This window comes from Capnocytophaga sp. oral taxon 335 str. F0486, from assembly GCF_000277665.1.
GTDB lineage: Bacteria > Bacteroidota > Bacteroidia > Flavobacteriales > Flavobacteriaceae > Capnocytophaga > Capnocytophaga ochracea.
Map to the genome: position 1 here is coordinate 1 of NZ_AKFR01000036.1, position 13,573 is coordinate 13,573.

At 39.8% G+C, this 13,573-nt stretch carries 10 protein-coding genes; 7 read left to right on the plus strand and 3 right to left on the minus strand.

Features of this window, described 5'->3' with window-relative positions; genetic code table 11:
• Both HMPREF1320_RS09580 and HMPREF1320_RS09585 read left to right on the plus strand, forming a co-directional pair.
• Positions 1 to 326 (plus strand): integrase core domain-containing protein (locus HMPREF1320_RS09580; RefSeq protein ID WP_034554502.1); only part of this gene is annotated, 326 nt, incomplete at its 5' end.
• Positions 327 to 641: 315 nt separating this feature from the next.
• The gene (locus HMPREF1320_RS09585; protein WP_009418543.1) at positions 642 to 1,334 is read left to right on the plus strand and encodes a porin family protein; all 693 of its coding nucleotides are present in this window, start codon (positions 642 to 644) and stop codon (positions 1,332 to 1,334) included.
• 59 nt (positions 1,335 to 1,393) lie between these two features.
• Here the strand turns inward: HMPREF1320_RS09585 and HMPREF1320_RS09590 are convergent, their stop codons facing one another.
• Positions 1,394 to 2,359, minus strand: coding sequence for a helix-turn-helix domain-containing protein (locus tag HMPREF1320_RS09590; protein WP_009418545.1), 966 nt, complete (start codon positions 2,357 to 2,359; stop codon positions 1,394 to 1,396).
• A 319-nt stretch (positions 2,360 to 2,678) separates the two neighbouring features.
• Between HMPREF1320_RS09590 and HMPREF1320_RS09595 the strand changes: the two genes are divergently transcribed.
• The 3 genes from HMPREF1320_RS09595 to HMPREF1320_RS09605 all read left to right on the plus strand — a co-directional run bounded on the left by HMPREF1320_RS09595 (position 2,679) and on the right by HMPREF1320_RS09605 (position 5,566).
• Positions 2,679 to 3,482, plus strand: coding sequence for a class I SAM-dependent methyltransferase (locus HMPREF1320_RS09595; RefSeq protein WP_009418505.1), 804 nt, complete (start codon positions 2,679 to 2,681; stop codon positions 3,480 to 3,482).
• Between the two features lie 147 nt (positions 3,483 to 3,629).
• Complete coding sequence (locus HMPREF1320_RS09600) at positions 3,630 to 4,607, plus strand: pyruvate dehydrogenase complex E1 component subunit beta (RefSeq protein WP_009418524.1); 978 nt, start codon at positions 3,630 to 3,632, stop codon at positions 4,605 to 4,607.
• Positions 4,608 to 4,948: 341 nt separating this feature from the next.
• Positions 4,949 to 5,566, plus strand: coding sequence for a 4'-phosphopantetheinyl transferase family protein (locus HMPREF1320_RS09605; RefSeq protein WP_009418518.1), 618 nt, complete (start codon positions 4,949 to 4,951; stop codon positions 5,564 to 5,566).
• Between the two features lie 697 nt (positions 5,567 to 6,263).
• Here HMPREF1320_RS09605 and HMPREF1320_RS09615 read toward each other — a convergent pair.
• On the minus strand, positions 6,264 to 6,623 hold the full coding sequence (locus HMPREF1320_RS09615; protein ID WP_009418511.1) for a DUF488 domain-containing protein: 360 nt from the start codon (positions 6,621 to 6,623) through the stop codon (positions 6,264 to 6,266).
• 136 nt (positions 6,624 to 6,759) lie between these two features.
• The gene (locus HMPREF1320_RS09620; protein ID WP_034554507.1) at positions 6,760 to 8,715 is read right to left on the minus strand and encodes a multiheme c-type cytochrome; all 1,956 of its coding nucleotides are present in this window, start codon (positions 8,713 to 8,715) and stop codon (positions 6,760 to 6,762) included.
• A gap of 195 nt (positions 8,716 to 8,910) precedes the next feature.
• On the opposite strand from HMPREF1320_RS09620, the gene HMPREF1320_RS09625 reads away from it, so the two are divergent.
• Together HMPREF1320_RS09625 and HMPREF1320_RS09630 are read left to right on the plus strand one after the other, a co-directional pair.
• Positions 8,911 to 11,967: a SusC/RagA family TonB-linked outer membrane protein gene (locus HMPREF1320_RS09625; RefSeq protein WP_034554508.1), complete on the plus strand. Its 3,057-nt coding sequence runs from the start codon at positions 8,911 to 8,913 to the stop codon at positions 11,965 to 11,967.
• Between the two features lie 12 nt (positions 11,968 to 11,979).
• A complete protein-coding gene (locus HMPREF1320_RS09630) occupies positions 11,980 to 13,515 on the plus strand; it encodes a RagB/SusD family nutrient uptake outer membrane protein (protein ID WP_009418529.1) in 1,536 nt (511 codons plus the stop codon).
• Positions 13,516 to 13,573 lie beyond the last annotated feature (58 nt).

Consider the following 13,573-nt stretch of genomic DNA (forward strand, 5'->3'; position numbering starts at 1 on the left):
CTTTAAAAGGGAAGAAAAGGTCAGAGTCTTTAATACATCATTCGGATAGAGGAGTTCAATATTGTTGCAAAGAGTATATATTGTTATTGCAAAAAGAGGACATTCAAATTAGTATGACTCAGGAGAATCACTGTTATGAAAATGCTCACGCGGAGCGTATCAATGGGATTCTCAAGCAAGAGTTTAATTTAGGAGTTACTTTTAATACTGAACAACAAGCTCTTAGTGCGGTATGTTCGGCTATAAAGACATATAATCAAAAACGTCCTCACTATGCATTGAACTTAAAAACTCCTGATCAGGTGTACTTTCAAAAGGTAGCTTAATGAAAAAAATTGACTAATAAAACAATAATTAATTATGACAACCTTTTTTAGGACGTGACAATTTCCTCATTCTCTCATTTCCTCATTCTCTCATTTCCTCATTCTCTCATTTCCTCATTCTCTCATTTCCTCATTCTCTCATTTCCAAATTTGCTAATTAAAATTTTTTATTTATCTTTGCAAAATAAAAACTCATCAGAAATCCAAGTTTTATATCACACTTCATTTAATTTACTATTCTACTACCCCTCTGAAAACTCAAAGAGCTCAGAGATATTAATAACCATAAGTAAAAACCATTAAATCATATTACAAATGAAAAAAACATTTATTACTTTTGTTGTGGCAATCGCCACTATCATTGGCGCTAACGCCCAAGAATTTAAAGTAGGTGCTAAAGCGGGCTTTTTGATGTCCAATGTTTCTGACCCTGAAACATCACTTTCAGTAGGAGGATTTACAGGAACCGCCAAATTTAGTGCTTCTTACAGCCCTGGGTTCCACTTCGGAGCCTTTATCGAATATGGCTTCAACGAACAATTATGGGTAGAAGCTGGTGTTGACTATGCTTTCCAAGGAGCTAATATCAATTCTTTAAGTGGTAGGATCAACAACTTTTCGCTTGGAGAATTAGATATTAAGGACGGTAAATTGAAAATCGAGCAGTTCAACATTCCTCTTTGGATTAAATACGACTTCAACGGTTTCCGCCCTAAAATAGGGGTGAACTTAGGTTTTGTGTCAAAAGCTAAAGCCAGCGGTAAAGATAATTCGAGTTTTGGTTTAGTAAATGTAGACAATGAACCTTTAACTCTCGACAAGAAATTCGATTTAGGATTAGGCTTTGGTGCTGAATACAACTTCGATTCTGGTTTCTTTTTCGATGCTTCCTTTAATTTAGGTCTTACCGACTTATCGACTAAATCGTATTCAGAAAACGGATATAAACTTCCTACTTTGAATTTCAAAAACCGCGTATTCCAAGTAGGGGTAGGTTACAAGTTCTAGTAGCTTCATAGAAAAAATTTTATAAAAAAGACTGTCTAAAAACCATAGACAGTCTTTTTTTACCTCTTATTTCTTACCTCCTTTGCATTTCTACCAAACTTCTTCTTAAAGGCAGTCGAAAAATGCGATATATAATCATATCCACAAGTGAGGGCGATTTCACTTATACTCTTATCGGTGTGAAGGAGCAGTTGTTGTGCCAACTCCATTTTATAGTCGTATAGATAACCAAAAACAGTAGTGCCAAATACCTCTTTAAAACCATAACACAACTTCTTTTCGTTCACACCTACGGCACGTGCCAATTCAGTTATCGAAGGCGTAACGTCCAACTGAGCCGTAAGGCGGTCGCGCACTTCGTACATCTTCCGCACGTCGGTTTGGGTTTTGCAGTATTGGTATACTTGTAGCTGTTGCTGTTCGTATTGATGTAATTGTAACAAAAAGAGTTCCTGCACTTTTAGGTCGGCATAAGGTCGTGCTGCCCTGCCTAAAAGAGAAGCGTGTTGCAGTTGGTCAAGAACGGTTTGCATAGCAAAGTCAGTAGGAAGTGATTGTTCAGGCGAAAGAATAAAGTTACCACCCCGCTCATAGCGCTGGTACCACGCCATAAAAGTTTCGGGATATTGAATAGCTATTTGCGCAAATTGCTCAGCACTGATAGCAACCGTAATCACTTCTATAATATCATCTTTATGCAACAAGTCTTTGCCCAAGCATTCTTCTTTACCAAAAAAGATATTGTGAGTCCCCGCCTTACTGATACAATTTCGCCCGTCTACCTGCACCGCCATACCTTTGTAGGTTCGGGTTACAAAATAAAGACGCACTGAGGGGATATCCATACGTCCCACAAAAGTCACTTCTTCTTTCATTTGTGCTTGCCATCGGTAATAAGTATGATTGCCTAAGGTTTGTTGTTCCAATTGGAACACCCCTATTTGTTCATTCACTCTTTCGTAATAATTTTGCACCTCTTCTTCGTTGGTTGCCAAAGGTAATGTTATTTCGTTTATCATATTCATCAGTCGTTTATCACGTTCATAAGCCGTTTGCCGTCAGCACCACTAGCCGACTACGAACAACTAATCACATTATTTGCTATTCAGATGTAAAACTTTGCTAAGGAAATTAAACAATCGTACTTCCTTTTTGCTGTATTTTTGCGCTCTGAAATCTGTTGTTTAGAACAAAAGTAAATAATATGAATGTATTGACCAAATAAATTTGCTTTTTTGTTAATTATGAACAATATTTTTCACTTATTACTTATCACCTACCCTACTTTTCTATGATTAAATCGCTTAAAATATAGAATATTATACAATAAATCCATCAACTAAAATGAACAAAATACCCGAAACAATGCTCATTACTTTATGGGCAAAAGCTACTGAAAATAAAGAACCTCAACCGCTGTTACGCGATGAGAAGGCTGCTGAGATTATAAACAAAATAGACTATGATTTTAGCCGGTTCAAGAAAGGTAAATTCTCCCAAGCAGGCGTGTGTGTACGCGCTCACCTGATAGACGAAGAAACACGTGCTTTTATAGAGCAACACCCCGATGCAGTAATAATACAATTGGGTACGGGTCTCGATGCTCGTTATGAGCGTTTGGGCTGTCCGGAACTTACCCATTGGTATGACCTCGATTTGCCTGAGGTGATTGCTATCCGGCGTCAGTTTTTTGAGGAGAATGAAAGACGTAGTTTTTTAGAAATGTCTCTCTTTGATACCGAATGGATAGAAAAAGTAAAAGCTCACCGCAAGCCTATACTCATTATTGTTGAGGGGGTACTGATGTATTTCCCTCCATTTGAGGTAAAAGATTTTATGATACATCTCTGTGAAGCATTTACTGAGGCTACTCTTCTCTTCGATATGCTCGCTTATGCCTTAGTAGGGCACGCTAAGAACCACGATACACTAAAAGCAATGGATAAAGACAGGCGCCCTGAATTTCAATGGAGCGAAAAGTATAGCGAGGCGATGGAGCAGTGGCACCCTAAGTTGCACGTGGCAAAAGAGTACTTTATGAGTAAGTACGACCAAGGGCGCTACCCTTTTATCTTCCGTACGCTATATAAGATTCCGTATTTTTATAGGCGATTTAACCAGAGAGTGGTGAGATTAGAGATAAGGTAAATAACATAATAAATATTTGATATATAACGTTTTAGATAATATATAGAAAATAAAAGTAGTAAAAAAATTAGGAGATTAAATAATTATTATTACTTTTGTGCTTTCAAAACAGAAATTTTAGTTATATACCTTATTTAATAAATATAAATGAGAACAATACAATTTAGAGAAGCCGTTTGCGAAGCGATGAGTGAAGAAATGCGTCGCGACGAGTCTATTTATTTGATGGGTGAAGAGGTAGCCGAATACAATGGCGCTTACAAAGCCTCTAAAGGAATGCTCGATGAATTTGGGCCTAAACGTATTATTGATACCCCTATCGCTGAAGGCGGTTTTGCAGGTATCTCAGTAGGGGCTGCTATGAATGGTAACCGTCCTATTGTAGAGTTTATGACCTTCAACTTTTCATTAGTAGCGATTGACCAAATCATTAACAACGCGGCTAAAATGCGCCAGATGTCAGGAGGTCAGTTTAATATTCCTATCGTTTTTCGTGGTCCTACCGCTTCTGCTGGTCAGTTGGCGGCTACCCACTCTCAAGCTTTTGAGAACTGGTATGCTAACTGCCCTGGATTGAAAGTAGTAGTTCCTTCTACGCCTTACGATGCAAAAGGACTCTTGAAGTCGGCTATCCGTGATAACGACCCCGTTATCTTTATGGAATCTGAGCAAATGTATGGCGATAAAGGTGAAGTGCCAGAAGAAGAATACACTATTCCATTAGGCGTTGCCGATATTAAGCGTGCGGGTACTGATGTAACTATCGTTTCTTTCGGTAAAATTATTAAAGAAGCGCATAAAGCTGCTGATATTTTAGCCAAAGAAGGTATTGAGTGTGAAATCATCGACTTGCGTACTGTACGTCCGCTTGACTTTGACACGGTATTCGCATCGGTTAAGAAAACTAATCGCTTAGTGATTTTGGAAGAAGCGTGGCCTTTTGCCAGTGTGTCTTCTGAAATTACTTATCAAGTACAAGAGCACATCTTCGATTATCTCGATGCGCCTGTACAACGCATTACTACCACTGATACGCCAGCACCATTCTCTTCAGAGCTTTTGAAAGAGTTTTTGCCAAATGCTGACGACGTAGTAAAAGCAGTAAAAAAAGTACTTTATAAATAAGAATTTGCTATCATTTTTATTTTTTTAAAAGTTATATTTTATTTTTTAGTCTTCACGATTTTTCCTCATCGTGAAGACTTTTTTTCGTTTAAGAGCGTTAATCTTTTGTTAAACTTTTGATAGGAAAGCAAAAGAATAAAAGTTATGTTTGTAACACAAATTAACGTCTTCATTGTTTATGAACTATTAAAATGATGCTAAATAAGCTCATTATAAGGGCGTTGTTTTAACATATTATTGATTTCTGAAAGAAAAGAAAAAGACACAGAGGTGGTTTATATAACTTGTAAGGATTAAGAATTTTTCAGTATCTTTGTGCGAAATTAGGAGGGGAATTATATATGCCATTAGAGAGCACCATAAAAGTAGATAAAAAAACCACCTTGTACATTTGGGAGGTAAGGGAGGAGCTTGCTGTGTTGGAAGAAGAAACTCCTCTTACTCCTGAACAAAAGGAGAGTTACAATGCTATTAGCAATGAGAGGGCTAAAAAGAACTTTTTAGCTACGCGTTTATTGCTAACTCAGTTAGGACACGCCCCCAATTCTTTGCATTACAATGCTTACGGGAAGCCTTTTTTAAAAGGAAAAGATTTTATTTCGATTAGTCATTCGTTTGATAAAGTTGTGGTGATGATAAGTAATAAACCTGTGGGGGTGGATATTGAGAAGAAACGAGAGAAAATATTGCGTATCGCACATAAATTCACTCAATGGAATTATCGCTCAGCGAATTACTCGATTCATAACATCATTCAGAAACTTACAATGACGTGGTGTGCCAAAGAAGTAGGTTTTAAAATTCATAACAAACCTACACTTACCCTAAACGATGTGAGGGTAAAAGACTTTTTCCCTAATGACAAGGAGACGGATATTAAGATAGGAAACACTATGTATAAGGTCTTTTTTGTTTTGATAGAAGATTTTGTTTTAGGATATTGCAAAGCTAATAAATAAACATTTTGGTTATACACAGGAACAAATGGTAGATTTTGTAGTTGTACAAAGTTTGCCATTTGTTTTTTTTGTTAATAAATGTGGGTTGGACGTAAATCTCAGAATTAGAAAATTTGGAAATTAGAAAATGAGAAAATGGGTGCGAGCTACAAGAAAAGCGTCAGCGGAGGAATTGTCTGTTTATTCAACTTTGCCCAAGTTTGAAACTTTGGCAAAGTTTGAGATGAAAAAGCGACGTGTTGAGACTATTAGGGGTGTTCGGAAGGAAACAGAGAAGTTCGGAAGAGAGGAAGTAGAATTTTTGATGAAAAAAGGGTGTAAGGAGGGTGGGGGTAGCTTATAGAGAGCTTATAGGAAGCTTATACGAATCTTGGACGATTGGTATAGAAAGGGTATATAAGTAGTTGACTCATAGTATAATACAACGATGCAAAAAATGGTAAAAACAGGGTTTCGAGGCGAAAGAAAGAGAAAAGGCATTAGGCCTTAGGCCATAGGCACTAGGGGGAAGTATGACGGAAAAGGGAAGAAATGACGAATGACGAATGACGAATGACGAAGGAAATGTGATGAAAATCTCTTGCTGGCTATCTTCAAAGGGGGAATTAGAGACGGAAAAAATGGAGGTAATGTGGGGAAAATATTCTTCTATACACACTCTCGGCTATTGATAGTCAGATACTCGGATAATGTTATTTCAAGAGGTTTTTGGGGGATTTTTGGAGATTGCCTCTTTGAGTATGGGGAGGGCACTTTTTTCAATCAGCTTAGAAGCGGTGAGGAGGGTGATTACTTTATGAGGTTTAAGCATCTCTAAGAAAGATGCAAAAGCGGGGTTTACCAAGAGTTCTTGGGTGTAATCTGCTTTAAAATCTTCGAATTTGCCGTCTTGATGATAACGTTTGCGCAAAGCTGTGGAGGGAGCTACCTCTTTCGCCCAAAAATCTAAATGAAGTGCTTCTTTTTTGATACCACGAGGCCAAAGCCTATCGGCTAAAATACGAAAACCGTCCTCGGGGCTTTCTGCTTCGTATACGCGTTTTAATTGTATTTTCATAGTAACAAGACCATTGCAAAAAATATACCAATTAGGATTTAATGATTAGTGATTAATGGTTAATGATTAATGATTAAGAAGCGGAGAAGGGCTGGTTGTGAGTGGTAGGAATGTTGTAAGCGGTATGCTTTAAGGATTAAAACCTGCCCTTAATCCCTAAGGCTTTGGCTTTACTAAGCGCAACTTTGGCTTCTGCCTCGCGTCCAAGTTCGTTGTAGAGCAAATACAAATCGTAATAGATTTGGGCGTTTTTGGGTTCGTACTTCAAGGCTTCGTTTAAGAAGCTTTCTGCCTTGTCGTTTTGGGCTTTGCCACTGTAAAGAACGGCGAGGTTTAGACGAATGTAGTTCAGCTGTTTGTCTTTCAGCAGAGCGCGCTCGTAGAAACGAATGGCGTTATCGGTATCGTTTATCTTCACAAAATAGTCGCCTGCCGTAGCGCTTCCTAATGGAAAATCGGACTGTGAGAGCACAAACTCCTTATACTCTTGGTGTGCTTGTTCAAATCCATTATAGACCCTGCAAGCCTCTAATCCTTTTTGGGTGAGCAATGCATTAGCCGCGAGCATACGCACCGCCTTCACCTTATCGGTAAGTAAGGGCAACAAATCATTTTCATAGAGATTCAGAGGATATTCGCTAATAGCCACCACGGCACGATAACGCGTTTGTGGGTCGGGATTGTGAAGTTCTTTTTTAATAAGCGCAAAGCTCTTTTCAGAAGGGTGATTGCCCAGATAGTGAATGGCTCCCGCACGCACAATGGCGGGGGTTGTTTTGTCTTCTAACAGACTACTGAGTGCGGTGATATTTCCTTTACTTCCTTTAATAAGATTTTCGGCGAAATGCGGTTTGCGCTGTTTGCCGTACCACTTGGTAACAGCTTCGGCTGCCCACCGAGCGGTTTTATCGGTATGACAAGCATTGCAAGCGTTGGGTGTGCCGTGCTGAGCAGACAAATCGGGGCGAGGGACGTAGAAATTGTGGTCGTGACGCACATCGTTGCCCATATAAGTGCGGGTAGGCATATGGCACACACGGCAATCGGTTTCGGCTGGGTTGCCCTTGTGGAAAGTGTGTGCCTGAGAAGCGTACTTAGGTGCGTGACACTGCAAACACACTTTGCTACCTTCGGCTTTCAGCTTGCCTGTGTGAGGCGAATGGCAAGAGGTACAGCGCACGTTTTGGTGATACATTTTGCTTTGCAAGAAAGACGAATATTTATAGTTTTCACCTAATACTTGTCCGTCGGGAAAATAAAGGTCGGTTACGGGCACTTCGGGCAGATATTCGTCCATTACCTCTGTTACCATAGCGTGGTGCTGAGTTACCTCTCCCCTACGCGTATGGCAAGGCATACAGGCATTGAGTTCTTGGGTTTGCGAGGCAAGGACAAACGTGCGAGTTTTTCCCTTACTCTCGGCGTGCGTTTTAGCCCCTCCGTGGCAGGACTCACAACTTACGGTGAGTTCGCTATAAGTAGTGTGATAGGAGTCGGTATAAGGGTTGAGGTTTTTTTGCAGGTTAGTGCTATGGCAAGAGGCACACATTAGATTCCAATTCTGTCCTGCTTGCGTCCAATGCAGGTAATCATCGGGGGGAATTACCTCGCCTGCGTATTGGTGAAACCACTTGTTTTGACGGCTATCCCACGACTGACGGAAGACTTGCTTTTTGCCGTTAGGAAAATCGGTAATATACTGTTGCAGGGGGTAATAACCAAAGGTATACAATACCTCGTAATCTTTGTAAGACCCGTCTTCGCTTTGTGTATGGATAAAGAATTTGCCATCGCGCTTGAAGAAACGAGAAGTGATGCCATCGGCGGTGTAGGTAGCATTATTGAAATTGCCGAGTACGGTGCTATCGTTAGCGATTTGCATTGCCTTGTAATGGTCGGAGAGCGTCCATTCATTATACTCTTTTAGGTGACACTGCTTGCAGGAAGCCGAACCTATGTAGTCCTGAGGAGTTTCTTTATTAATATCATCTACGGAGGTATACGCCTCCTGATTAGTAGTTTTGAAGAATAGAAAGACAATGCCCGCAAGGCATAATAGAACAGCAAGAGCTATCAATAGTTTTTTCGACATAAAGAAACATTTAGGCGGTTTTCTTACAGCGGGGCAAAGGTACAAAAACAATATTTAATATACAACGGATAAGACGGTTAAAAAAACTAATAAAAGAGCCCTAAAACATTAAAAATTAACAAATGTATTTACTTGTGTTAAAAACTCTTGCATTATTGAAACCTTTTTACTACTTTTGCGCAAAATTAAATATAGATGACAAAACTGAGAATGTTGTACGCTTGGGCTCTCTTCTTGCTGGTAACTTTTAGTGTTACAGCACAGAACATAGAGGTTTCAGGTACTGTAAAAGATGAAAAAGGTGAGCCTTTATTAGGTGTATTGGTATTAATCAAGGGTACCCAGCACGGTGCCGCTACCGATATGGAGGGGAATTATACTATCCAAACCAAAGTGGGAGAAACGTTGAGTTTTTCGATTTTAGGAATGAAGACAGTAGAGAGAAAAATAACCGCCTCCACCAAACGATTAGACATAGTTCTTAAAGAAGATGTACAAGAGCTTGAAGAGATGGTGGTTACCGGCTATGGAGCTCCTAAGCTCGCCAGCCGCACCGTTGCACAAGTGGCACAAGTACAAGGTAAAGATGTGAGTGCCGCTCCGGTAGCCAGCGTATCCGATGCCTTACAAGGACGATTAGCAGGGGTAGTGGTAACCAGCGATTCAGGTCGCCCTGGTAGCAATAGCGATATCCTTATCCACGGGTATAACAACTTCCAAGGCGCACTACGAGGTGAAAGAACCCAAGAACCTCTCTATATAATGGATGGAATAGCCGTAAGCAGTAGTGTGATGAACAGGTTCAACCCTAACGATATAGAGAGTATTACGGTACTTAAAGACGCGGCTTCTACCTCTATCTACGGAGCTCGTGCCGCCAATGGAGTGATACTCATCACTACCAAAAAAGGACGTAATAACGAGCGTACAAGCGTAACTATCAGTCACCAACTCGGTTTTACAGCGCTTACCAATGCCAGTCGTAAGTTTTTTGACGATATGATGACCCCACGCGAGTATATGGACTTTTGGATAGAAAAAAATCCTGAAGCAGTAAACTTGGCTGTAGGTAAGTTCAGTTCAAGCAAGGATGTAGCGAGACAGTCAGCAGATAAAATCTTAGCCGATAATCCTTACAATACCCGTTGGGATAAAGTTTTCTTCAGAGATTTTGTACCGTTGATACGTACTGATGTCTCTATTTCAGGAGGTACTAATAATAGTACTTATTATTTGTCGTTTGGGCACTTCAGCCAAGAGGGTTCTACAGCACCTCGTAGCGATTACCGTCGTTATACTGTCAATGGTAGTATCAATACCCAAATCACTAAATGGTTAAAAACGGGCTTCTCATTTGCAGCAGGACATACTGAGCGCAAAGGAGGTTCCACCCTCAACACCCCTAAGGTGATAGCTTTGCCACTTTACAGTCCTACTTACGAAGATGGCCGTCGTAAAAACTATATCCCTGGCATCACCAGTCGTTCAGCTGGTTTCTACCACCCCGACTACTATGCCGAAACACACCCTAGCAACTCTTTCTCCGATGACTTCTTGCCTTCGGGATTCGTCTCTATAGAGCCTATTAAAAACCTCATATTCAAAACACAAGGAGGGATACAATACGGGTATGGCGAATCAGAACTAAAAGAATTACCTTCGTTTATAGATTATAAGTTTTTCGATGACCCTAATCCTTACACTTCAGTGTCTAACAGTCGTACACTCAGAAAAACAATTACTAACACGTTAGAATATCGCTTCCTGTTAGGAGAAAACAAAAAACATAGCTTCAATGTGTTATTAGGACAAGAGTCGGTTGAAAATAGCAGCAAACAATTAGATGCTACTACTTTCGGACAACCTTCAGAAGGGCTAACAATGCTCCGACACGGCAGTAAAGATAAAAGAATAGAAGACCAAAAGACTGTAAGTACTTTCAATTCTTATTTCGGAAGAGTAGAATACTCTTATAACACTCGTTACTTCTTAGACCTATCAATGCGCCGTGATGGTTCGTCAGCTTTTGGTAAGAACAACCACTACGGCAACTTCTGGGCAATAGGAGCGATGTGGAAACTCAAACAAGAGAACTTTTTGAAAGATGTAAAATGGCTTTCAGACCTCAATTTGCGCTTCAGCACAGGGCTTTCAGGAAATGCTTTAGGAGGCTACAAACATATCACTACTATAAAACCAGATAATTTCTATCAAGGTAAAACAGCTTATACAGTAGGTAGCTTGGGTAATCCTGATCTACGTTGGGAAGAGCAACGCAAAACTACTGTAGGACTTAATATTGTGATTGATAGAGGTACTTCTTTCAATATCGAGTACTACGACCGCGAGACTTACGATATGATTTCAAGTCGTGAGCTCAATAGTACTTCAGGGCAAAATCAATTCTTTGACAATGCAGGGGGTATGCGCAACCGTGGGATAGACTTCACTTTCTCATCAGTAGTTTACAGAAGTGAAAATCAAGACTTGAGCATTCGTCCTTACTTCAACGTAAACTATAACAAGCAAGAAATAACCGCTCTTTTTGGCAATAAAACCTCTAATGTGGTTCCTTCTTCTGAAATAGGGTATAAATTAGGTCGTGCCCTTGAATGGGCTGCCGTTATCCCCAAAGGCGTAAACCCTGATACCGGACAAATGGAGTATTACATACCAGGTGATGACCGTATGGAGCAAGTAACTGATGATAATAGAGTAACAACTACTTACGACTCTAGTAAATTAGGACAAACCACAGGCAAGAAAATGCAAGCCCCTATCAATGGTGGATTCGGCTGGAATATCAGCTATAAAACATTCTCGCTCGATATGGCATTCTCTTTTTCGTTGGAAAAATATAAGTGGAACTACGATATGAAGTACACCGAAAATCCTGACCAGTTTGGTGATCACAACCTAAGTAGAAAAATATTAGACTATTGGAAAAATCCAGGTGATAACACCCGCCACCCTAAGATAAACACTACCACTTTCGTAAATTCATCGGATGCACGTATGATACAAGACGCCTCATTTATGCGTTTGAAAAATATTACCCTTAGCTATAGCCTCCCAAAAGAAGTTATCAAACAATTGAATTTCTTTGAAGGAGTACGCTTATATGCTACTGCTCGTAATATCTTTACGCTTACCAAATACGAAGGTGCAGACCCTGAGTACAATAATGCTATTTCATCAGGTGGCTATCCTCCTTCTCGTCAATTTACCTTAGGGGTAGATGTTAATTTTTAAAAATGTAAAACAATGAAAAAGATTTATAAAATAATAACTTTAGTAGTAGCTCCTCTGTTCTTTACCGGCTGTTTCAACCTCGACCAACAACCTTATGAAGATTTGAGCCAAGCTAACTCTTTTAAAACCGTACAAGATGCTCAATTTTGGGTGAATGGTATGTATGGTAAGTTGCGTACAAACATATACGGAAGTGCTATGTATGCTACCGACTTGCAAGCTGATTTCCTGAATATGGCTCTAAGAGACGGTACTAACGAAACAATTACAAACTTTCAAAACTGGACGTTGTTTACTGTCAATAATGCAGCTACAGCAACTATTTGGCAACGCTATTTTGGGGCAATACAAAATATAAATATAGGTTTAGAGGGGATTCCTACTATTACTATTCCCCAAGAAAATTACCGCACCGATGCGGCACAGATAAAGCACAATATGGGCGAATTGTATTTGGCACGTGCTTATTACTACACCTATCTGCTTACGCATTATTGCCCTACCGACGAGGCTTCAGCTTATGGATTGCCTTTGCTAAGCGGGCCTACTATCAACAATTTTCCTAACAGAAGTACAGTAGGACAGACTTACGACTTTATTTTGGCCGATATAGCACAAGCTGAAACTCGCCTTAGTGATGTAACAGGTGCTTTAGGGTCAGAGAAGTTTACCAAAGATGCAGTTGCAGCACTCAAGGCACGTGTATTGCTTTATAGAGGCAAGTGGGCAGAGGCTTATGCCGCAGCTACTTCAATTATAGGTAGTCGTTATAGCTTAGTGAGTAGTAGTAGTGATTTAGAAAAGGTATGGAAAGATGATGATACTGCAGAAAGTATTGTACAGCTTTATGCTAAATACGATGTAGGTAATACAGCAGAGTTACCATCAGCCAATGATATTTATTTGGGCTACCAAAGAGAGTGGAACAATAGATTGCGTAGGTATGAAATAAGGTATTTGCCAAAAGCAATACCTACTCAAGATTTCGTAGATTTGTATAATAACAGCGATTATCGTAAGTCTATTTACATCAAAAAACTTTTTGCTAATTATGGTAGTGCTACTTTCACCGATTTGTATTTGGTAAATAAATACCCTGACAATCCTCTTCTAAAACAAACATCAGGTATCTCCCCTACTTATATGCATCGTCCTAAGGTATTTCGTATTGCTGAGATATACTTAATAGCAGCCGAAGCCGCTTATAAAAACGGCGATCAAACTAATGCTAAAACCTACTTAGACAGATTGCGCACCGCTCGTGGTATCGGTAGTGTAACCTATACCGACCTTTGGACAGAGATTCAAAACGAACGCAACCGCGAACTTGCTTTCGAGGGCTTCCGTATGGCAGATATCAAGCGTTGGAATTTGGGCGTAGTACGTGGTACCCCTCAGAACCTCAGTGCTATTGTTTCAGACCCTGCTGACCAGTATTATCAGCTTAATATCCCTGCGGGGAATTATAAAATGGTTTGGCCACTTTCTCCAAGTGACATTCTCTATGAACAAGGTAGAGCCAATTGGCAACAAAACCCAGGTTGGTAAAACAATGATTAATTGCTAATACAATAAAGAGATTTCAAACATATTTAAAATAAAAAAG